Source organism: Nostoc sp. UHCC 0252 (assembly GCF_034931145.1).
Lineage (GTDB): Bacteria > Cyanobacteriota > Cyanobacteriia > Cyanobacteriales > Nostocaceae > Nostoc.
The window spans coordinates 1-21,557 of record NZ_JAYGHE010000036.1 but is presented as its reverse complement, the minus strand read 5'-3'; the positions used below and the strand labels follow the sequence as shown (position 1 = coordinate 21,557).

20 protein-coding genes are annotated in these 21,557 nt (G+C 40.8%); 10 read left to right on the top strand and 10 right to left on the bottom strand.

Going from position 1 to position 21,557, the window contains the following annotated elements; genetic code table 11:
• Positions 1–336: 336 nt before the first annotated feature.
• Both VB732_RS19840 and VB732_RS19835 read right to left on the bottom strand, forming a co-directional pair.
• Entirely contained in the window at positions 337–1,038 is a 702-nt protein-coding gene (locus tag VB732_RS19840; RefSeq protein WP_323232618.1) for an acyltransferase, read from the bottom strand.
• Positions 1,039–1,661: 623 nt separating this feature from the next.
• Positions 1,662–1,847, bottom strand: coding sequence for a hypothetical protein (locus VB732_RS19835; RefSeq protein WP_323232669.1), 186 nt, complete (start codon positions 1,845–1,847; stop codon positions 1,662–1,664).
• A gap of 557 nt (positions 1,848–2,404) precedes the next feature.
• Here VB732_RS19835 and VB732_RS19830 point away from each other — a divergent pair.
• From VB732_RS19830 to VB732_RS19815, 4 genes are all read left to right on the top strand, one after another.
• Positions 2,405–2,728 carry a hypothetical protein gene (locus VB732_RS19830; protein WP_323232617.1) on the top strand — a complete coding sequence of 108 codons (324 nt, stop codon included), beginning with the start codon at positions 2,405–2,407 and terminating at the stop codon, positions 2,726–2,728.
• A 652-nt stretch (positions 2,729–3,380) separates the two neighbouring features.
• Entirely contained in the window at positions 3,381–5,945 is a 2,565-nt protein-coding gene (glgP, locus tag VB732_RS19825) for an alpha-glucan family phosphorylase (RefSeq protein WP_323232616.1), read from the top strand.
• Between the two features lie 130 nt (positions 5,946–6,075).
• Positions 6,076–6,351, top strand: coding sequence for a hypothetical protein (locus VB732_RS19820; RefSeq protein WP_323232615.1), 276 nt, complete (start codon positions 6,076–6,078; stop codon positions 6,349–6,351).
• The gene (locus VB732_RS19815; protein WP_323232614.1) at positions 6,332–6,616 is read left to right on the top strand and encodes a ribbon-helix-helix protein, CopG family; all 285 of its coding nucleotides are present in this window, start codon (positions 6,332–6,334) and stop codon (positions 6,614–6,616) included. Before VB732_RS19820 ends, VB732_RS19815 begins: the two co-directional genes overlap by 20 nt.
• Positions 6,617–6,664: 48 nt before the next feature.
• Here VB732_RS19815 and VB732_RS19810 read toward each other — a convergent pair whose 3' ends face one another.
• Positions 6,665–7,132, bottom strand: coding sequence for a DUF29 domain-containing protein (locus tag VB732_RS19810; protein ID WP_323232613.1), 468 nt, complete (start codon positions 7,130–7,132; stop codon positions 6,665–6,667).
• Between the two features lie 37 nt (positions 7,133–7,169).
• Positions 7,170–7,910, bottom strand: coding sequence for a DUF429 domain-containing protein (locus VB732_RS19805; RefSeq protein WP_323232612.1), 741 nt, complete (start codon positions 7,908–7,910; stop codon positions 7,170–7,172).
• Between the two features lie 151 nt (positions 7,911–8,061).
• On the opposite strand from VB732_RS19805, the gene VB732_RS19800 reads away from it, so the two are divergent.
• The 3 genes from VB732_RS19800 (at position 8,062) to VB732_RS19790 (ending at position 11,784) form a co-directional block, all read left to right on the top strand.
• Entirely contained in the window at positions 8,062–9,327 is a 1,266-nt protein-coding gene (locus VB732_RS19800; protein WP_323232611.1) for a glycosyltransferase family 4 protein, read from the top strand.
• Between the two features lie 167 nt (positions 9,328–9,494).
• Entirely contained in the window at positions 9,495–10,361 is an 867-nt protein-coding gene (locus tag VB732_RS19795) for a calcium-binding protein (protein WP_323232610.1), read from the top strand.
• A gap of 289 nt (positions 10,362–10,650) precedes the next feature.
• Positions 10,651–11,784 (top strand): SAM-dependent methyltransferase, encoded by a 1,134-nt coding sequence (locus tag VB732_RS19790; protein WP_323232609.1) that lies wholly within the window; start codon positions 10,651–10,653, stop codon positions 11,782–11,784.
• A 277-nt stretch (positions 11,785–12,061) separates the two neighbouring features.
• Here the strand turns inward: VB732_RS19790 and VB732_RS19785 are convergent, their stop codons facing one another.
• Positions 12,062–12,967 (bottom strand): acyl-CoA desaturase, encoded by a 906-nt coding sequence (locus VB732_RS19785; protein ID WP_323232608.1) that lies wholly within the window; start codon positions 12,965–12,967, stop codon positions 12,062–12,064.
• 595 nt (positions 12,968–13,562) lie between these two features.
• Between VB732_RS19785 and trpS the strand changes: the two genes are divergently transcribed.
• Complete coding sequence (gene trpS / locus VB732_RS19780; RefSeq protein WP_323232607.1) at positions 13,563–14,573, top strand: tryptophan--tRNA ligase; 1,011 nt, start codon at positions 13,563–13,565, stop codon at positions 14,571–14,573.
• A 58-nt stretch (positions 14,574–14,631) separates the two neighbouring features.
• Positions 14,632–15,552 (top strand): methylenetetrahydrofolate reductase, encoded by a 921-nt coding sequence (locus VB732_RS19775; RefSeq protein WP_323232606.1) that lies wholly within the window; start codon positions 14,632–14,634, stop codon positions 15,550–15,552.
• An 82-nt stretch (positions 15,553–15,634) separates the two neighbouring features.
• Here VB732_RS19775 and VB732_RS19770 read toward each other — a convergent pair whose 3' ends face one another.
• The 3 genes from VB732_RS19770 to VB732_RS19760 all read right to left on the bottom strand — a co-directional run bounded on the left by VB732_RS19770 (position 15,635) and on the right by VB732_RS19760 (position 17,830).
• The gene (locus VB732_RS19770) at positions 15,635–15,880 is read right to left on the bottom strand and encodes a hypothetical protein (protein WP_190960961.1); all 246 of its coding nucleotides are present in this window, start codon (positions 15,878–15,880) and stop codon (positions 15,635–15,637) included.
• Positions 15,881–16,276: 396 nt separating this feature from the next.
• Positions 16,277–16,825 (bottom strand): phosphate-starvation-inducible PsiE family protein, encoded by a 549-nt coding sequence (locus tag VB732_RS19765; protein ID WP_323232605.1) that lies wholly within the window; start codon positions 16,823–16,825, stop codon positions 16,277–16,279.
• An 81-nt stretch (positions 16,826–16,906) separates the two neighbouring features.
• A complete protein-coding gene (locus VB732_RS19760) occupies positions 16,907–17,830 on the bottom strand; it encodes a tetratricopeptide repeat protein (RefSeq protein WP_323232604.1) in 924 nt (307 codons plus the stop codon).
• A 431-nt stretch (positions 17,831–18,261) separates the two neighbouring features.
• Here VB732_RS19760 and VB732_RS19755 point away from each other — a divergent pair, with 431 nt between their 5' ends.
• A complete protein-coding gene (locus tag VB732_RS19755) occupies positions 18,262–20,313 on the top strand; it encodes an elongation factor G (protein WP_323232603.1) in 2,052 nt (683 codons plus the stop codon).
• 177 nt (positions 20,314–20,490) lie between these two features.
• Here the strand turns inward: VB732_RS19755 and VB732_RS19750 are convergent, their stop codons facing one another.
• Positions 20,491–20,775 (bottom strand): hypothetical protein, encoded by a 285-nt coding sequence (locus tag VB732_RS19750; protein ID WP_323232602.1) that lies wholly within the window; start codon positions 20,773–20,775, stop codon positions 20,491–20,493.
• Positions 20,776–20,996: 221 nt separating this feature from the next.
• Positions 20,997–21,509: an outer membrane beta-barrel protein gene (locus VB732_RS19745; RefSeq protein ID WP_323232601.1), complete on the bottom strand. Its 513-nt coding sequence runs from the start codon at positions 21,507–21,509 to the stop codon at positions 20,997–20,999.
• Positions 21,510–21,557: the final 48 nt, after the last annotated feature.

Below are 21,557 nucleotides of genomic sequence, written 5' to 3'. Positions count from 1 at the left end.
ATCTCCAAGGGGTAAAACAAAGAAAGCTTTTCTTTGAGGATCTGCCGTGCAGAAAAGATAGCTACTTTATATTACCCAAATCTCGTCTCTTTTTTAGAGGACTCTGGGGACTTGGAACTGGACACTTTAAGATTAGGGACTAGCAGTATCTAACCTATGGTTATTCAGAATGGTGAAAAATGTCAGTTGTCTGACTTTTAGATGCCCTTAAGAAATAACTCAGAGGTTGGTTACTCCAGTTCGTGACGTTGACTGACGGCAAAAGTTTCTTCAAAAAGGTTACAGGAGATAGCTACTATACCCTATGCTCCATGCCCAATGCCAATGCCCCATACTCTATTTCTCAGTTTGAACTTTTGCTAGGTCTTGGTCAATTCGGTTTTTGATGACTCGTGCAGGTATACCGACAGCAATGGAGAAAGGAGGAATATCTTTATTTACAACTGTTCCTGCACCAATAACACTGCCTTTGCCGATGGTAACGCCGTCTAATACCGTTACTCCATGCCCTAGCCAACAATCATCTTCAATCACAATTCCCTTGCGAGTAACACCTTGGTATTTAATCGGTTCCATCGGATCGGCAAAATTATGATTATTGGCATATATGCCTGAGTGGGCGGCAATCATGCAGTGTTTACCAATTTTAATGTCTCCTGGCCCTGCAATACACACATTGGGAGCAATGAAGGTGTCTTCATCAATATGTATATGCGTATTTTCCAAACACCCTATATCAACGTTACGCTCAATAGCTACTCTATTTCCTAGATGAATTCTATTATTTTTGTTTCCTCTAGCATCCAACCGCACACCCTTAAAAATATATACTCCGCTACCAATCTCAATACAAGAAGCACCGTTAAATTCAACGCCATTTTGGATATAAACTGGGCTACCTATTTGGGCAAAAATCCTCCTGTATCCTAAATTACGTAATTTTGGCCCCAGAATAAGTGTCGGAATATCCCCTAACACAGTAGTCAAAAAAAGTTCTTGCACGCGCTGCAATTTTGAAAAATATTGCTCGTTATGCATGGCTACATATCTCTTCGATTAATTGTTGTTAGCAGTGTTGAAAGTTGTTTTGCTTGTATCCTAATATTCTGCTAGTACCAAAAAAATGTATTTATTAATACATTTTATGGATCGGCATTATTACCAAAATTTATCCATACTTTTAGATGGTTTTCCAACTTTGGAAAACTTATATTCTAGCTTTGACTACCTGAGCAACTCCTGAACTAAGGTGTATAAAATTTCTCAATTGATATGCAAAAGTGCATTGAGTCGTTAGAAGGTTTTGCACCAGTCAAGGTACGTAAAAACTTTGCTTCTTTTCAGCAAATCAATTAATCAAACGACCTTAGTGCATTGCAGGGTCAAATATCAGACAATTTAATAGTCTAATGGATAAATTTTTGGTTATTCAGGAGATTTGCAAAGCTTGTTACGTAAGTAGGGATAGAGTTGTTAGACATCGAGGCTACTTCCTCTTAGGCAATTTTAGCCTTTTAAAACAACTCGGTTATACAAGCTATTTTGCAACAGAAAATACATTTGACTAGACTATATTCAAAAATTTAGATAAAATTTCTGCCTAGTACAACAATGTAATTATTATTGGACTTTTCTGGGTATCTTGCCCCAATAAAACTCAATTAAGGTGGATTATCTCCGACATCAGCCATCACATTGAAGTTAACCATCGGTGCAAACAAGTAAGCGCTTCCCCGACTGCTATGACGGCTTTCTTGCAACGAATTTCTAGAGTATGCTGCTCCAATCATGTTGCACACGAATGATTTACAGACTAGCAAATTCATGCTTGTAATTACATGAATCATTTTTTATAACAGTTGCTTTTAACAATAACACATTTTATTTTTTATGGGACACTTGCGATAAATCAATTGATTGCCAAGTTGTTTATTGATGAAAATATTGTAAATTCGCTAACTTTTTTATGTTGTGATCGCTACTTTTAAATAATTTTATAACCCCGTACAAACTATATATAGATTTGTGCTTGATTCACGTAAAAATAATAGCCTGCGGGTAGCCATTTTACATTTAAATAAATCGCCATTAAGTGTGTAACTTTACATTTTTTCTATGATTTTATGATTGAGTGTTAAACTCACAATGATATCTACTATACTTATGAAACCCTCTTCGTTCAAAAGCTCAAAATTTTCCTATTACTTATATCTAAAAATATCTAAAAGTTTATAAATCACCCATTCGGGTGAGCCAAGCGGGTGATGCATGGTTGGTGCTATTCATTATAAATTTTATTGAAGGAAAACTAAAACTTAGCTTAGTTTCTAGGAAAAGTTCACAAAACCAGATTCAAATGCCCGCATTGAGGTATCGGTTTTAACTCACACACTTGGTTAAAATTATGGCTTTAATTAAAGAAATTGTTCAAGAAGCTCTAACTACCGGCTATCTGAGTGTTGTAGCCGAAGAACAACTGCGATCGCAACTTCAAAGTAATTATGACTCAGAAGACCTAGATGCCTGGATCATTTTACAGCGAGCCGTTGTAGCGGGTGATGTCAAACAAGAGTCGCGCCGAAAAAAAGCTTCCGTCTCTCCTAAAGCCAAGGACGCTTCATCGAGTATCAAACTTGCTTATCAAATGGCTGCGGAGATTGCTTATGCAGCTGCTGTAGCTTTGTCGATGACAAAAAATACTAAAGATCAACCTTCACTAGGCGCGTAAAATAACACGCTAACGCTAAGAAGTTATTTTCCTGATTTAATACCAAAAATTTATACCAAGTAGTTAGCGTAAGCATAGCCCGCCGCAGGCATTCCTTTTCCTAGTTAACTACTTGGTATTATTTTTACACAATCTATATTTTAAGCGATGTCTAGGACGGGCTGTGACGCTCTCAAAGAGACGCTACACGTAGCTTGCTTTCCCGTAGGGGTACGCTATCGGTGTCGCATCTTGTTGAATGAACCTTAACCGAATAATCATCACTGCTTCTTTCTCAGTACAATTTTATTAAAAAATAATTAAAAATTTAATCTTCCTGGCAACAGCTATGAACAATTTTCACTCTTAGCCAAGACCATAGAAGCGATCCCCGGAATCAATACTAAAATAAATATAAATTATTTATTCAAAACTAAATTTTTTTAAGTGATATATGCCACTCAATGATTAAATCTTAATATACCAAGTACATGGCTGAGAGTAAGGCATAGAATTAGAAACACCTTGGTGTAAACTTTAGCAAAGATGTTAAAAAGAATTCTCAATGCTTAACAAAGTCATCGCTTCTTTACAAACTACAGTATAAAGAATTGGCAACATTGGTAAAGACAGTAAACAATAACCATAACTAAACTTGGAGTTTTGCCAACCTATGCAGCCAATTCGCACATTTAACGTATCCCCTTCACTACCGCCGCGACTCGAACCATTGCGGCGGCTAGCATATAACTTGCACTGGGATTGGAACGTTGAGAGCAAAGATTTATTTCGTCGCTTAGACTCTGACTTGTGGGAGTCTAGCCATCACAACCCAGTGTTGATGCTCGGTACTATCTCTCAAGCGCGGCTCTTGGAAGTTGTCGAAGATGAAGGCTTTCTAGCGCAAATGGATCGGGCTGACCGTCAGTTAGACGAATATTTGCAAGAGCGCACTTGGTATCAAAAACAACGGGAAGATAAACCAAAAGAATGCTACGCCTATTTTTCGGCGGAATTTGGGCTTGTCGATTGTTTACCCGTCTATTCTGGCGGCTTGGGCGTTCTGGCGGGGGATCACCTCAAATCTGCTAGTGACTTGGGGCTACCGCTTGTGGGTGTAGGTTTGCTGTATCAGCAAGGCTACTTTGCCCAATACCTCAATGCAGATGGCTGGCAGCAAGAACGCTATCTGCTCAACGATTTCTATAATATGCCCTTGCATCTAGAGCGCAATGCCGATGGTTCAGAACTACAGATTGCGGTAGATTATCCAGGACGCAAGGTTTATGCCAGAGTTTGGCGCGTACAGGTAGGAACGGTTCCCCTGTATTTGATGGACACCAACATTGAACCCAACAACACTTACGACCACGACATCACAGATCAGTTGTATGGTGGCGACATCGATATGCGTATCCACCAGGAAATCATGCTGGGGATCGGTGGTGTGCAAATGCTCAAAGCTTTGGGGCTGAAAGTCACCGCCTACCACATGAATGAAGGACACGCCGCCTTCTCTGCCCTAGAACGCATCCGCTTGCTGATTCAGGAAGAAGGGCTGAATTATCCCCAAGCTAAACAGGTGGTGGCTTCGAGCAACATCTTTACTACCCACACACCAGTACCGGCGGGAATTGACTTGTTCTCTCCCGACAAAATGCTGCACTACTTGGGGTACTACGCAGAGATATTTGGGTTGCCCAAAGAGCAATTTTTAGGATTGGGGCGTGAGAATACAGGCGATTTATCTGGGCCTTTCAGTATGGCGGTGCTGGCGCTGAAGATGGCAACATTTTCTAACGGTGTAGCACAACTGCACGGTGTAGTGTCGCGGCAAATGTTCCAAGGCTTGTGGAAAAATGTGCCAGTAGAGGAAGTACCGATCGCAGCAATTACTAATGGTGTCCATGCTCGCAGTTGTGTGGCGAAATCTACCCAAGAGTTGTACGATCGCTACCTCGGCCCAAATTGGTCATCAGCACCACCAGATAGCCCATTGTGGGAGCGGATGGACGCTATACCCGATGAAGAACTGTGGCGCAATCACGAACGCTGTCGCTTGGATATGATTTTGTATGTGCGGGAGCATTTAGTCAAGCATTTAACCGATCGCGGCGCTTCCGCCTCCGAAATTATCCAAGCTCAAGAAGTTTTAGATCCTTACGCTTTTACCATTGGTTTTGCCCGTCGCTTTGCAACCTACAAACGCGCCACCCTCTGGATGCGTGATTTGGATCGCATTAAGCGGCTTCTGCTGGCTAACAAAGACCGGAAAGTGCAATTTGTGATTGCCGGTAAAGCACATCCGAAGGATATTCCAGGTAAAGAACTCATCCGCGAGATCAATCACTTTATCCGCGAACAGAACTTAGAAAAGCAGGTCGTTTTTGTCCCCAATTACGATATTCACATATCCCGGTTGATGGTTGCGGGTTGCGATATCTGGTTAAATACACCGCGTCGTCCACGGGAAGCCTCTGGTACTAGCGGTATGAAAGCGGCAATGAATGGCTTGCCAAATTTAAGTGTACTAGATGGTTGGTGGGATGAAGCTGATTACGTCCGCACAGGTTGGGCGATTGGACATGGGGAGAATTACGACGATCCTAACTATCAAGATGAAGTAGAAGCAAATGCTCTCTATGAATTGTTAGAGAAGGATGTTGTACCGTTATTTTACGATCACCGAGATACTGATGGCTTGCCTCGTCCGTGGGTTGCCAAAATGAAGGATGCAATTCGGTTGAATTGTCCCTTCTTTAATACAGCGCGGATGGTGGGAGAATATGCACAACGGGCTTATTTCCCAGCTAGCGATCGCTATCATACCCTGACTGTTAATAACTATGCCCCAGCTAAAGAACTAGCCGCTTGGAAAGAAAAACTGGGCGAACAGTGGTTCAACATCAGAATCAAAGATGTTGATGTATCGGCAGCTTCAGACATTGAGGTTAACCAAACCGTTGCTGTCAAAGCCAAAGTTGATTTAGCAACTTTGACGAATGATGATGTGCAGGTAGAGTTATATCAAGGTGCGATCGATGCCAATGGTGAAATTGTCAACGCTGTAACAGTGGTGATGGATTACCAAGGTGAGGATTCACAAGAATTAAGTATTTACACGGGTAATATTACTTATACGGCTTCTGGTTTACAAGGCTTGTCTTTGCGTGTATTGCCGAAAAATCAAAATCTGGCTACTCCTTACGAACCAAGGTTGATTGCTTGGGCAGAATAAGAGTGCTGAGTAGTTAATAAATACTCAAGAATAGGCGTTGCTGAATTAAATTGAGCAACGCCTTTTATTGTGCGATGCAGTCACATCTCAAAAATAACTGTTGCTAGAATGATGAGGAATTATAAGAGAAATGCGATTTGACTGGGATAATCATAAAAGTCAGCTTCTTAAGCAAAATAGGGGATATTCTTTAGAAGAAACCGCTACTATTTTGGCAGGCGACTATGTAGAACGAATCAAACGAGATGATCCAGAACAATTTATTGCTATTGGATTTCTGGGAAACACCCTTTTGTCGGTCATTTACGAAGTTCGTTATGACGGCGAAGGGGAATATATTTGGTTAATTACTTATTGGAAAAGTACGAAACGGGAGAGAGAAATCTATGAACAATATTTCTATTAAAGAACTTGAAGAAAAAATTGCGAAGGGAGAGGAAGTGGTTGATCGTTATTTTGACTCCACGACAACCAGAGTCGGAACACCTCGTCAAATGACCTCACGAAGACGACAGGATATAGTCACAACAAACCTTGAAATTCCTAGTCCGATGCTCAACGAACTCGACAAAATGGCAACCGAACTCAATATTAGCCGTGAAGCTGTGATAAAAATGATGCTAAGACGCGCTCTTGATGAACACTATCTGGCTAAAAACCAGATAAAATAAGAAATTTAATTGCGTCGTAGCTTGCTGCCGTAGGCATGGCTTTTTGTTTTACACATTTTCAGGTAGATAATTAATATCTAGTAGCTGTTCTAAGGTATAGGTAGAATATCGAGGTAAATTATCGAGTTTACCTTCGGTTTTCTCAACTACATATCCTAAAGCATCCTCATAAATTGATGCTAATTCATTTTCTAAGTATTGATATAAATTCGTTGTCAAGTTACGTTTTAATTGATTCCTAAAACCTCTAATTTCTGCTTTCAAATGTCCAGAATTATATTGAGGTTCCTCTGTCCAGTATTGCAGTAGCAAAAGATGTCTAATAATTTGTTCTAATAAACTAGCAACCTTGGCTTTGTCTCTACGACCCAAATTTTCTAGCTCCTCAATTAAATTTTCTAAATCTAATTCTTCTAAATGGTTAGTTTTCAATAATTTGATTGTTTCCTCTAACCAGAGATGCTCATCAATTTCATAAAGCTCTTTTAAACTCAAATTAGAACTAACTCTTTGCATAAAACCTCTTTGAGTTAAATCTTAAGATATTACAATTTTAGGATAATATTCTCTGAGGGATGACAATGTAGCCAGTGGTGCGATCGCCTAATACTAAATTACGTTGTTCTCCCCAATACCACCAATAAGCTGCAACATAAGCGCAAATTAAGCTATCTAGTTTATCTTCGGTTGCTTTGAGGGCTGCGCCTGTGGTGGGGATTTCTAGGAGGAACGAACCGCCAAGACGCAGAGGGCGCAGAGGAGGAGAAAGAAAGGGGAGGATATCGAGAAGATAATTTTGGAGTTTGATTAGTTCTAGGCGGCGATCGCTGAGTCTTCCTTTTTTGTATTTGAGGATGCGTTCTAAGTTGAATAGGTTAACGATTGCTGGGTGGGGGAAGACTTCTATTTGATATCTGCTGAGTTTTTGCGGTTCTATGGTGGGGGCGTGGGCAAAACCGCGTGATTCTAATTCTAAGCCAAAGTTGATGGTGCGATCGGCGAAGGGTAAGTTTTGATTAGCTGGGTAGCAGCCTGCATGATATTTACCGAAGTATTTGTGGGTGAGTTTGTCAGGGAGGCGGCTTCCGGTGGCGTTGGGTATGAGGGTAGGTGCATCTACGGCGATGATGGCTGGTTCGTCTGGTTGGACGCTGCGATCAATCCAGGTGAGGATGTCTGCAATGGCTTCTTTGCGATCTAGATCGAGTAATTGCAGTTGTCCATCTATCCATTCTAAAGAGCATAGTCCACTTGGTTGCGATCGCCAGCCTAAATCAATGCCAATAAATTTCATTGTAATAACACGAATTTGCGATTATTCTCGCATTTACTGACAACCATTTACCTAAATTTACTTGCTCAAAATCTTGAGAAATAATCTTATAATCTTAAAAAGATTGTCTTAATTTATTTTATCTCGCAATAAATTAATCAAGATTATTCCAATGAAAATCTTATTTTTACATCCCAATTTTCCCTCGCAATTTCGCAACTTAGCAATAGTTTTGGGTAAAGATCCTAATTGCCAAGTTGTCTTTGGAACAAATCGTCGAGAAGGCGAAATACCCGGCGTTTTTAAAGCTATTTATACTCCTTCTCGTGAAGCTGCTCCCCAAACCCACCATTACGTTCGCAGCCTGGAAAATGCTGTTCTTACCGCGCAGGCTGTCTATCGCGTATCCGAAAAATTAAAAGCTGAAGGTTTCGTTCCAGATATAGTCTATGGCCATTCTGGTTGGGGACCGACTTTATTTATGAAAGATGTTTTTCCGAAAGCAGAATTATTGTGTTATTTCGAGTGGTTTTATCACGCTCACGGTTCTGATGCAGATTTTGATCCTAATGAACCACTAAATGCTGATGATGAATGCCGTATCCGCGTCAAAAATACGCCGATTTTGACTGATTTATATAGCTGCGATCGCGGTCTTTCTCCCACAAATTGGCAGCGTCAGCAGTTTCCTAAAGAATATCATAGCAAAATCACTGTCCTTCATGATGGTGTTGATACCAAATATTTTGTTCCCAAACCAGATGCAAAATTAGTTTTACCAAGAATAAATCTTGATCTTTCCCACGTCGAAGAATTGGTAACTTATGTGGGACGAGGGATGGAACCTTATAGAGGATTTCCGCAGTTTATGGAAACGGTAGCGCTAATTCAACAGCGAAGACCTAAATGCCATGTAGTAGTTGTAGGAGAAGATAGGGTGGCTTATGGAAAGAATCTCCCCGATGGTCAGACTTATAAAAAATTAATGTTAGAAAAATTAGAATCATCTTTAGATTTATCAAGGCTGCACTTTACAGATAGGCTACCTTACAATGAGTACCTTCAGGTTTTGCAAGCTTCTTCTGCTCATATTTATTTAACTCGTCCTTTTGTTTTATCCTGGTCAATGTTAGAAGTAATGGCAGCAGGATGTTTGTTAATAGCTTCTAAGACTTCGCCAGTATTGGAAGTGATAAAAGATGGGGTAAATGGACTACTAGTAGATTTCTTTTCTCCCCAGGATATTGCTAATCGGGTTGAAGAAGCGCTGAATAATCCTCAAGAGATGAAAGCAATTCGGGCGAATGCGCGAGAGACAATTCTGAAACATTATGATTTAGCCAAACTGTTACCACTGCATTTGCAATGGATGTTCGCTGGTAAAAATGCTAATAGTTTCAAAAAGCCCTCGGTTTCTAAAGGATTTGGTAAAAATTAGATGTCATTAGTCATTGGTCACTAGCCTTTTGCATAAATATTTTTTGCCTCAAGCAAAGGTGCAAATATAACCCTGAAAAGAACGAATTTTGTAAGGAGTATATTAGCTATTGGTCAATAAATAATGACAAATGACGAATGATAAATGACAAATGACAAATATTTAAAATGCGAATTCTTTTTACCATTGCCCATTTTTTTAAACCTAGCAATCAAGGTAGTCATGCTTCCCAACGCAAAGACCCACAACCTCGCTTGCAGGCGTTAACTAAAAGCATTACCACCTTACACGAATTATTTGGCAAATCTCAAAAGATCATCAATATTGCTCAACGAATAGCCTTCCCTGCTAACCAACCCCAATCGCACGAACTAGATATTGTTATTTGTACAACCAAAGATAATCATCTTCTAAATCAGCTTCCCTTACCATCCCAGTTATATCAGCATCATTCTACTAATGTAGAACCTCTACTTTTGGGGTTTGAGTGCCAAGCTGTTCTGCAAAGATGTCTCGGACAATATGATTACTACTGCTTCCTTGAAGATGATCTAATTATCTATGACCCTTGGTTTTTTATAAAATTAAATTGGTTTACCCAACAAGCAGGTGATTTAAATTTACTCCAGCCAAATCGTTATGAAGTCTCCGCCCACGGTTTGGTTCACAAAGCTTACATTGATGGGGATTTGGCTTATCGAGTAACTGCCCCCTTTCAAAATGTGCAAGAACAACAGGAATTAAAGGGTACAATCCTGAATGCACCAATTACCTTTCGTCGTGCCCTCAATCCTCATTCAGGCTGCTACTTTTTGAATGCAAATCAGATGGCTCAATGGGCTAATCAAACATATTTTCTCGACCGTGATATAAGCTTTGTTGGGCCTCTAGAAAGCGCTGCCACCTTGGGAATTATGAAGACATTTCGGATTTATAAAACCTCACCTGAGCAAGCAAGCTTTTTGGAGATTCAGCACTTTGGAACTGGGTTTCTAGGGTTAATTGGAGGGCAGGTAGGTTTAGCAGAAGGGTAAATCGAATTTAAAAATTTCGTTGTAATTTGCTTGGGTAGAAGTTCTCAGATGCAATAGTTTCAAAAAGGCAAAAAGATGTATGATAATTCAGCTACTCAGCTAGGATGTATCTGCAAACATCAAGAAATATTTAGCCAACCAAATTATATCTCGACTAAATTTCGTATTGTATCTTCAAAAACATTTATAAATGTATGTTAAAACTTCTTGCATTTTAGTCTTATAAAACTAAAAAAATCTAATGATTATACTCATCTAGCCTGATTGCAATGCTTTGAGGAGTATGATTATGACTGCTGATACTCTGCTGCAAGAAATAGAAAAGCATATCCCTATTGTGGGAGATATAAATATTAAAACTCCATTAGCATACCAAGCAACTCGTGGAGCCGTTGAAGTAGTTAATACAGTTCAGATGGCAGTGGCAGAAGCTTATATCAACGGATTAGAAGTTCCTGATTCTGTTTTAGAATCGCTTTTCGATACCTGTATGCCAATTTTCTTTCAGTATTTACCATCCCTCTTAGCACCTTATGAATGGGTATTAAAAGAAACTGATCATCTCGCTGAAGGATCGCGAGAACTAATGAAAATTCAGTACGACTTACCTCAAGCCATGCTGAATACTATGTTGGGGGACGGGAAACTCATTTATCCTAAGTACAGCATGGGATTGTGGGAAAAAGGAGCATTAAACCTTGAGCAATCTCAGATGCACATGATTGATGATGTGATTGAAAAGCTAGACATCAAGGATGGAGATAATATCTTAGATTTTGGGTGTGGGTGGGGATGTGTTCCTAATTACATTCTTTCTAAGTTTCCCAATGTCAAATTTACGGGTCTTAATTTGAGCCACGAGCAATGTGAATATATACGCCGCAAAATGCAAGATCCTGAGAGTTATCTCAGTTCAGATCGGTTTACCCTATATGAAGGTGATTTGAATAATGCAAATTTCGAGACGAAGTTTGATAAAATCCTCTCGATTGGTGTTTTTTGTCATGTTGGGAACTTAACGGGAGCCTTTAAAAAATTAGCTTCGTTTCTGAAGGATGATGGCAAAGTTTTTATTCACATCATCACAGTCCGCATCCCTAACAATATGTCTAGCGTTTACACCCACAAATATATTTTTCCGCACGGTCGGTACTGGAATTACGATGCAGTTCCTAGCCATAAAGAAGACCTCAAAACAATTCAAAGATGGTATCTCAATGGCTCTAATTACTCTAAAACACTAGCTAACTGGTTACAAAATTTTGACGACAACCAGGCAACAATAAAAACATTGAACTATGGCATGGACTATGCCAAGTTTCGCCGAATATGGAGGTTTTATTTGATATGGTTTATTCGAAATTTTGCTAGTTGCGACGGGGAATATAATGGGAACGGTCAATTTTTGATGGTTCATTCTTAACCGCATAAAGCTAGAGTAATACCAATTCAAATAATGTTTGTGACACATCAATTATTCATAAGGGCACAACAATGTTGTGCCCCTACCCATCTGTCGTATTCTTTTTTTCAAATTGGTATAAGTAATAAGACAAAAATATTTACAGTCATTGCGATCGCTCCATAGCCTGCGGAAACCGAAGGGCGATCGCAATGACATTGTATAATTAATTTTGTCGACTACTTACCTCGCCAGGTAAAGAACCGCTATAGTTCAACCAATCTGTTAATCAGAAAATTCATACCAATGTTTTTGCTTCAACCTTGACCACTAAGTTCTGAGATTGTCGGTTTCTGGCGCGGGTAAGAAGTTCTTTTTCAGAAGGTACTCTCACCTTTGATGCTAGCTTCAAGAACTCAAGCATTCTGATAAACCAAAATGTTGGGTCTGGAAGATAACCAATCTGTCCCTCTCGCACAGTGATGCCATGTCGGGCTGACGACTGGAATGCATGATGAAGATTATGCCAGCCTTCACCCAGAGTCAGAAATGCCACAAGCCAAGAGTTTCTACTATGGTCGTTGGTTGTGAAGGGTTGCTCACCCAGTAGGTGGCTGAGTGAATTGACGGTGGCGACACCGTGGAAAAGGATAGTCGTGCTGAGGAAAAAAGCGCCGAGATATTCAATTCCACCAATGTAGTATGAGATAGCACCGAGAGCAACGGTAGGAATGAAGTGCAAACGATCAATAATCTTCAAAACCAAATTACTCTCAACATCGGCGGGAAGTTTCGAGGGAAAAAACTGTGAGGAGAATAACCATCCAGCTTGAGACCACCAGAATCCTTTGATTCCCTTAAAAGGCAAATAAGGGGAGTGAGGATCTTGTTCTTGGTCTGAGTATTGATGATGAGCTACGTGGTGAGCTTTCCACCAACTTGGCCCCATCTGTCCAGCTGAAGCAGCTACGATGCTTCCAACGCAGAGAACTGAAGTCGGAGCCTGGTAGCTCTTGTGCGTAAGTAGCCTATGGTAGATACCAGTAGTTGCAAGCATTCGTATTACATATAACAACACGGCCCACAAGGCAGCACCCCACGATAAGCCAGTAACAATAATGAGTAGCGATCCTAAATGACTTAGCACGATCAAAGTAGGGCCTACTATGTAAGAAATAATCGTGAGTTGAGAGTACTGCTTCATATAGTCTTCTAACGTCCTTAAACTTCAAAATAGAAATGCACCACATCCTTGCCGCAGTTAAGCTCGCGGACAGTAGAACACTCACTGTTGCCCTTAATACCACAGAGATATCTTGGCACAATTCGCTTCATAAAAGTATGAAAAGCATCTTCAAACACAAGGGGCGGCAAAGAGCAGTGTGAGAAAAGCTTTAGCAGTCAAGTTGGTTTATCGATGCTATTTATACAGAAATAATTAAAAATACTTAAGTAGCAATATCTATTGATGTTTGCACTTACTTCTATTTTTTCTTCACTCTGTACTCGACACCCAATCTACTTAGTGCCATTTCATTATGGGAGCAGAGTAGTAAAGCTTTCATCAGTAGACTCACTAGGGTAGAAAAATTAACTTAAAATTCACAGACTAGTGCTGCTGAATCTGACAAAAACTTAAATTTTGGTAACGGCGAGTTGACCTGGAAAATGTCAAAATTAAATGAGTTTTGCGTAGACGCGAGAAGCAAGTTACGCATAGCGTCTCTAAAAGTTGCGACTTGTCGCTAGACATCGCCACTTTTATATAGCGCGGATTTGAGATAACTAAGTTGGAATTTATGGGCAAGCAACGTGTTCTTTCTGGAGTTCAACCAACCGGCAATTACCATCTCGGTAACTACTTGGGAGCTATTCGTAACTGGGTAGAAGGTCAGAGCGAATACGAAAATTACCTATTTGTGGCTGATTTGCACGCGATTACAGTACCACATGACCCAAAACAGTTGGCAGCTGATACCTATACTCTGGCTGCTCTGTATCTAGCTTGTGGTCTTGATTTAAATCACTCCACCATTTTTGTACAATCTCACGTTTCGGCCCATAGTGAACTCACTTGGTTGCTCAACTGCATTACACCTCTAAACTGGCTGCAAGATATGATCCAGTTCAAGGAAAAGGCTGTAAAGCAGGGAGAAAATGTGAGTGCAGGTTTATTGGATTACCCTGTTTTGATGGCGGCTGATATTTTGCTTTACCAAGCGGATAAAGTGCCTGTGGGTGAAGACCAAAAGCAGCACTTGGAATTGACACGAGATATTGCCGCTCGGTTAAACCACCAATTTGGTAAACCAGATCAGCCCGTGCTGAAGTTACCAGACCCTTTGATTCGTAAAGAAGGGGCAAGGGTGATGAGTTTAGCAGATGGTACACGCAAAATGTCAAAGTCCGATCCTTCGGAGTTAAGCCGAATCAGTTTGCTTGATTCACCAGATCAGATTCAATATAAGATTAAGCGTTGCAAAACCGATCCGATTCGTGGGTTGACTTTCGACGATCCAGCGCGTCCAGAGTGTAATAATTTGTTGACGCTGTATACATTGCTGTCTGGGAAGAAAAAGGAAGATGTCGCAGTTGAGTGTCAGGATATGGGCTGGGGACAATTCAAGCCATTGTTCACGGATACAGTTATTGAGTCCCTGAAACCAATTCAAGAAAAATATCAGGCGGTAACGGCAGACAAAGGCTATTTGGAGTCTGTATTGCGGGATGGAGGGGAAAAAGCTAGAGCGATCGCAAATCAAACTTTATCACAAGTAAAAGCTGCTTTAGGCTATTCCCTTCCTCTCTAAGCTTTCACTTTTAGGTGTGATTTGCTATACCATTTAAGAAATTGAAATTCTTAATTTTATGCATTACACCCATAGCCCCACAGCCTTCCGTAGAGCTGTACAAGCAGGTGAATTTCTAGTTACTGCGGAGGTAGCACCCCCGAAAGGGGGAAATCCAGCGCACATGATTCAAATGGCGGCGACTCTTAAGGGAAGGGTTCATGCTGTCAATGTTACTGATGGTAGCCGCGCAGTGTTACGGATGTCTTCGTTAATCGCCTCGGTGATTTTGTCACAAAATGGTATAGAGCCGATTTGTCAAGTTGCTTGCCGCGATCGCAACCGCATTGCTTTACAATCTGATTTAATGGGCGCTCATGCTTTAGGTATTCGTAATATTTTAGCTTTGACTGGCGACCCAGTAAAAGCAGGCGATCATCCAGATGCTAAAGCAGTGTTTGACTTAGAAGCGGTGCGACTGCTGCAACTAATTCGGAAGATGAATCAAGGTGTTGATAGTAACGAGAAACCCTTGACTGATGGAGCATTGGATTTATTTGTTGGTGCAGCAGTAGATCCGCAATGTAAAAGTTGGTCGGGTTTGCAAAGTCGATTTGAACGCAAAATCGAAGCCGGAGCGCAGTTCTTTCAAAGTCAGTTAATTACCGATTTTGAGCGCCTAGAAAAGTTTATGGATACCATTGCATCTGGCTATAAAAAACCGATTTTGGCAGGAATTTTTCTGTTGAAATCGGCAAAAAATGCCCAGTTTATTAATAGATGTGTTCCGGGTGTAAATATTCCCCAACATATTATTGATAGATTGGCAAAAGCCAAAGACCCTTTTGAGGAAGGAATGAAAATCGCCGCCGAACAAGTGCAGATAGCGCGGCAATTATGTCAAGGTGTCCATCTGATGGCAGTGAAGCGGGAAGATGCGATCGCACCAATTTTAGATTTGGCTGGGATTGCTCCAGTTAATCAGTTAGTGTCCAAGTAAATAAAATAATGGATTTTTCATTAAAGCAGATGATTGTTAACATCTGCTTTTTTTATTACGCCTACGCGGTTAAAAACCTGGGTTACATCTTACCGTGTTGTAGCACTTGTTGTAGATGTTGGCGAATCTCTTGTGCGTGTTCAATATCAGATTGACGCAATTTTTGGAACAACTCTACACAAGGTTGAGAACCTACTTGCTCTGCATCTTTGATGTAGGTGTCGTAAGCTTTAACGGCTTCAGCTTTGTTGTGCAACACGGTGACAAAATCGTATTCCAAATCGCTAATCGCTGTTTGAGACTGTCCGTTACCTGTATTTGTAGCCATTGCTTGATTCTCTATTAGAAGTTCTAATTAACTTTATACTCACCCTTAAAGAGCGATTCATCTTCCAAAAAGAGTATATTTCAATACGTCGGAAGTACCTTGCGGGTATAGGTTATAGTATTCAGTGCGTAGGCGTAGCCCGTCGTAGACATCGCTTTCCAATTATCTCAGCCTGATTCAATCTCGTTTTTCCATTACTAGAGCTTGACATCCTCACCGATCTAAAGGCGCTCTTAAGAAGGAGTAATGAGTAATAAGTAAGGAGTAATAAGTAATAAGTAATGAGTAAATACCCATTTTTCATCCACTCATTACTCATTACTCCTTACTCATTACTTTAAAGCATTGCGTGAAGTGAGTAAGGGCACAACATTGTTGTGCCCCTACCTTTATACTTCATTTCTTCTCATCAGATTGGCGTGAATATTGGAATTCAAACTCATCATTTTGCCGTTCCCTGCCTCCTCTATACACAACCGGACAAAACTTAGTGTTAGCACTCATACAATCCATGTGTGGAGTTTTAGCACAAACCACGAGTAGTCCACCCAGAACAAACAACAAACCACAAATTGCAAGGGTATTAACCCAATACATTTCTAGCGCTCCATGAACTACTACCTCACGCAGTAGAGATACAATTGTTACCTCAACTGCCACTCCTACAGAGATACTATGTTCTTGCAAATAGACCATTAATAGTCGGAATAACTCGACTAAAATTAACACAAATAGTATTTTTGCAGTCACGTGTTTATAATCTAGTGGCTGCACGAGGGCGATAGCTATCCCCCATAATTGGATTAGCATGACGGCGAATAAACCCAAACACAAGACAATCACAATTAAGTCTTGAAAGGCTTCCATGTTGCGAACAATTGAGTGCCGATCAAGCCAGCGATCGCTAAATAAAAATCGACTTTTCTGGCGCTTTTGCATGTACATTTTTCCAATCGGGACTAGTTCAGACAACACCAGCGAGTCAACCCAATAGTTTTATGTTATGCAATATTAAGTTTTTTCGCCTCAGCGAGGTTGGTAATTTAAATTTTGTGCTTGTTGCAACAATTGCTCGGCATTTTTTGCCCACTGAGGATTTTTCTGAGCATTATATAAATCTCTAGCAAATTGCAATACTTGTACTGCATCTCCATATTGCTGTAACTGCATAAAAACTAACCCTGCACCATAATAAGCATTAGGATAGTTAGAGTTAGCTTCGGCTGATTTTCTAAAAGCCTCTAATGCTTCTTGCAACTTGTTTTGCTGAAACAAAATCGAACCGAGATTGTAGAAAGCTTCTGGATATTTGGGATTAATTTTTAATGCCTGATTAAAGGAATCTCTGGCTTGATCGAGTTTGCCTTGCTGGAGATAACACATCCCTATATGGTAAGGAGGTTCTGGTGCATTTTTGCTATATTGTATGGCTTTTTTAAAAGATGCGATCGCTCCTTCGCAATCTCGTTGCTGCTGTCGTACCAAACCTAAGTTATAGTGGGCAAATCCGAGTTTGGGATCAAGTTCCAATGATCGTTGTAAGTAATCATTGGCTAGCTGTAAATTATTGCCTTCTAACAGCGCCCCACCTAAATTAGCAAAAGCTGGAGCAAATTTAGGATCGGCTTGCGTTGCTCGATAAAATGCATCCGCAGAGGGTTGTAATTGTCCTGTTTGTCGCAATGCTAGCCCTAAATTATAGTGCGCTGGTGCTAATGCTGCATCTAACTGGGTTGCTTGTTTAAAGGCTGCGATCGCATCTTGTACTTTCCCCGCCTGAATTGCCTGTAAGCCTTGATTCAACCAATCTATAGCTGTTTTACCACTAGATTGTGCCACCCTTGAGGGGACAGAGGGAGAGAGCGAAAGAGACGGTAAGGGAATGCTCACAACCAACAAAGTCAAACTTACTAACCCTGCTATGGGATATTTGGAAAATGATAATGTCATTGATTTTCTGATTCGCAACACTTTCAGTTAAATTTACTTCATAAAAACTTATTTACAAAACTTTTAGATTCGCTATTAAACTTGAGATGTTTAACTTTTATTAAGCTAAATCTTACGACAGGCTACAATTTTTTTAACTTTCGATTAAAAGAAGGATAATAACAAATTAAACAAGGGGTAATTTTGACTCCAGAGAACCATTTTTTTTAAATAGAATTCAGGAGTCAGGAGTCAGAATTCAGAATGAATTTTGTACGACTGGTGAATGGATAAATTGGTTTAAGACGCTCACGGACTAGCTACTGTCAAGATTTATGAATCCTGTTAGCGATAGCGGGGCGTTTAGCCGATTCTGAATTCTGGACTCTTCTTCAACCCTTGATATATACGGAATCATGCGGTTATAAAAGACTTACCGCAAGGAGGATTTTATGAACGAAAAAGTAAAATCGGGTTCGCGGAATGTTGCAATTGTCGGGCCTTATTTAAGTGGAAAAACCACTTTACTAGAAAGCTTGTTATTTGTCACAGGGGCAATTTCTCGTAAAGGCAGCATTAAAGACAGCAATACAGTGGGAGATAGTGCTGCCGAGTCGCGCGATCGCCAGATGAGTGTAGAAGTCAGCGCCGCTAGCACTGAGTATAACGGCATTTGCTTCACTTTTATTGACTGTCCAGGAAGCGTAGAATTTGCTCAAGAAACGTACAATGCTTTAATGGGAGTGGATGCGGCAATTGTAGTTTGCGAACCCATCCGCGATCGCGTCCTCACCCTTGCCCCTCTATTTAAATTCCTCGACGATTGGGAAATTCCCCACCTCGTCTTCGTTAACAAAATGGATCGGGCAAATATTCATGTTTTGGAAACGTTGCACGCCCTGAAAGCAGTATCTAGTCGTCCCCTGGTAGCGCATCAATATCCCATCATGAACGGGGAACAACTCACCGGCTTTATCGATATGGTGAGCGAACAGGCATATCAATATCATCCAGGCGCACCGGCTGACCCCATTCCCTTCCCTGAAAGTTTAAAAGAAGAAGAACATAAAGCACGAGCAGAAATGCTTGAAGCCCTAGCAAATTTTGACGATCATTTACTCGAAGAACTTTTAGAAGATATCGAACCTCCTCAAGAGGAAATTCTCAAAGATTTAAAAATGGAATTAGGGGCAGATTTAGTAGTGCCCGTTTTCTTTGGTGTAGCAGAACAAGATTATGGTGTTAGACCTCTATTAGAAGCCTTGTTACGGGAAGCCCCCGAACCAGAAGCCACAGCAGAACGTCGTTTAAAAAACATCAAAGGTGATACACCTCTAGCGCAGGTATTAAAAACTTACTACACTCCCCAAGGTGGCAAACTTTCTTTGGTGCGTGTTTGGCGGGGCAAATTAACTGATGGCATTGTCCTCAATGGCATTCGCACTGGTGGAATTTACCGCCTCATGGGACAACAACAGCAGATAGTTAACCAAGTGAGTGCCGGTGAAATTGTTGCATTGAGCCGTTTAGAAGGAATCAAGACAGGCGATACAATCTCCACAGAACAGCAGGCGGCAATAAAATTACCCAAAGCTGTAGAGTTGGAACCAGTGTATGCCCTCGCCATTACACCAGAAAAGCGCAACGATGAAGTAAAACTCAGCAGTGCCATCGCCAAGTTATTAGAAGAAGACTGTTCACTTGCTTGGGAACAACACGGCGACACTCATGAAGTTATTCTTTGGGGTCAAGGCGAGATTCATTTACTAGTTGCCCTAGACAGACTACGCCGCAAATATAACTTGCCGATGACAACCCACTTGCCACAAGTGCCTTACAAAGAAACCATCCGCAAAACGGTGGCTTCAGTTCATGGGCGCTACAAACACCAAAGCGGTGGTCACGGGCAGTTTGGTGATGTTTTTCTCGAAATCAAGCCTTTACCACGCGGTACAGGTTTCAACTTTAATGAAACTATTGTCGGTGGCGTGGTTCCCAAACAGTACATTCCTGGGGTGGAAATGGGCGTGCGGGAATTTCTCACACATGGGCCTTTGGGCTTCCCAATAGTGGATTTGGCGGTAACTTTGACTAATGGTTCCTATCACAACGTTGATAGTTCCGAACAAGCATTTAAACAAGCTGCGCGATTAGCAATGCAAACGGGGATACCCCAAGCGGAACCTACCCTATTAGAACCAATTCTGCGGGTAGAAGTGACTACACCGAGCGAATTTACCTCCAAAGTGCTGCAACTATTGAGTGGTAGACGGGGGCAAATTTTAGGCTATGAGGGCAAAAATGATTGGCAAGGCTGGGATAATGTCTCGGCATACTTGCCACAAGCAGAGATGCAAAACTTTATTGTAGAATTGCGATCGCTCACCCTCGGCGTTGGTTCCTTCCACTGGGAATACGATCATTTGCAGGAAGTACCCGAAAAACTCGCCGAACGTGTCATTCACGGCAATGGCAATGCTAGTAACGGCAACGGTAATAAATGACTTGGGATTTCTAAGTTGTTATTAACTTAAAAACCTCGGTAATGCCATCCTAGTAAGCTTTTTTGATTTGCATTTGCGATCGTTGAAAGCTACAGATCCCCAACAACTTATACGAAGTCGGGGATCTGTTTTATAAATCATGTTACGAATTTATGAAAACTAGTCAACAAAACTAGTCTAAGTACTTGGGATGACTCGACAACTAATTCCACAATTGCTTGATCCACCATTAGGTATTCTCAGGTTGGCATAGTCGCCGCTTAATTGAACACGTGACGGTGGTTGGTGTAAAACTGCACAGCATCTTTGAACTGCGGCTTGATATTCTCGCCATTGCTTACGGATTTCCATACTGGCGGCATCGTTACCTAAGTCTGAAAATCTTAGCCCAGCCCGAATTAGCCATGATTCTACATCAGTTGTTTCACCCAGTATTTCTGGAATGGAATTAATCTTTTCCATGAGTAATATCTTTTATGCATATTTAAAATTGGTCATTTAACTTTAAGAAAAACTATTGATAATAGCCAATATAATTTGTTATCAAAATCATAAATAAAAATGATTAAAAAAATGTGTCATATCTGAGCATTCATACTCAGATATGACAGGATAAATTCTATTACGGCTGGTAAACATCATTCGTTTAGCTTGTGAATAAGCTGTTTCCTAGCTCGTAATAACTAGAAACGATAGCCTAATCCAGCTTGGAAGCTGACAGCATCAGCATCACTATTTCTGTAGGCATCAATGCCCCATTTAGTATCGCCATAAGCAATGACATTATTGCTAACTTCTGATTCAATACCAAGGGTGACTACAGGTGAATTCCGATTGCCCAATGGGGTTTTTTGACCTTCGTCAGTTACAAAAGAATAGCCACCACCGAAGTAAACGTTAGTATTTCTGGCGATCGGCGCATCATAAGTCACGATGGGCATAATTGCAGCAGCATCACCACCATACAGTACAGAACCCCGCACTGAAACAGGTGCATTGGGAACGGCATAACGTCCTTGAATATTACCGCCTATTTGTGCTTCATCGTTTCCTTGTCCGCCACTGGTTGCACCAACTGCAACACCAGCACCAATATAATTAGCGTTTGTACCGGCTGTTTGAGCAGAAGCAATTCCTGCGGAGAGGACAATGGAAGCAACAGCAAGTGCAGACGCAGCTAATTTTGTAAGTTTCATAGAATTATTCTCACTAGAGTTAGGTAAAATCAATGTTCTCTAGTACTA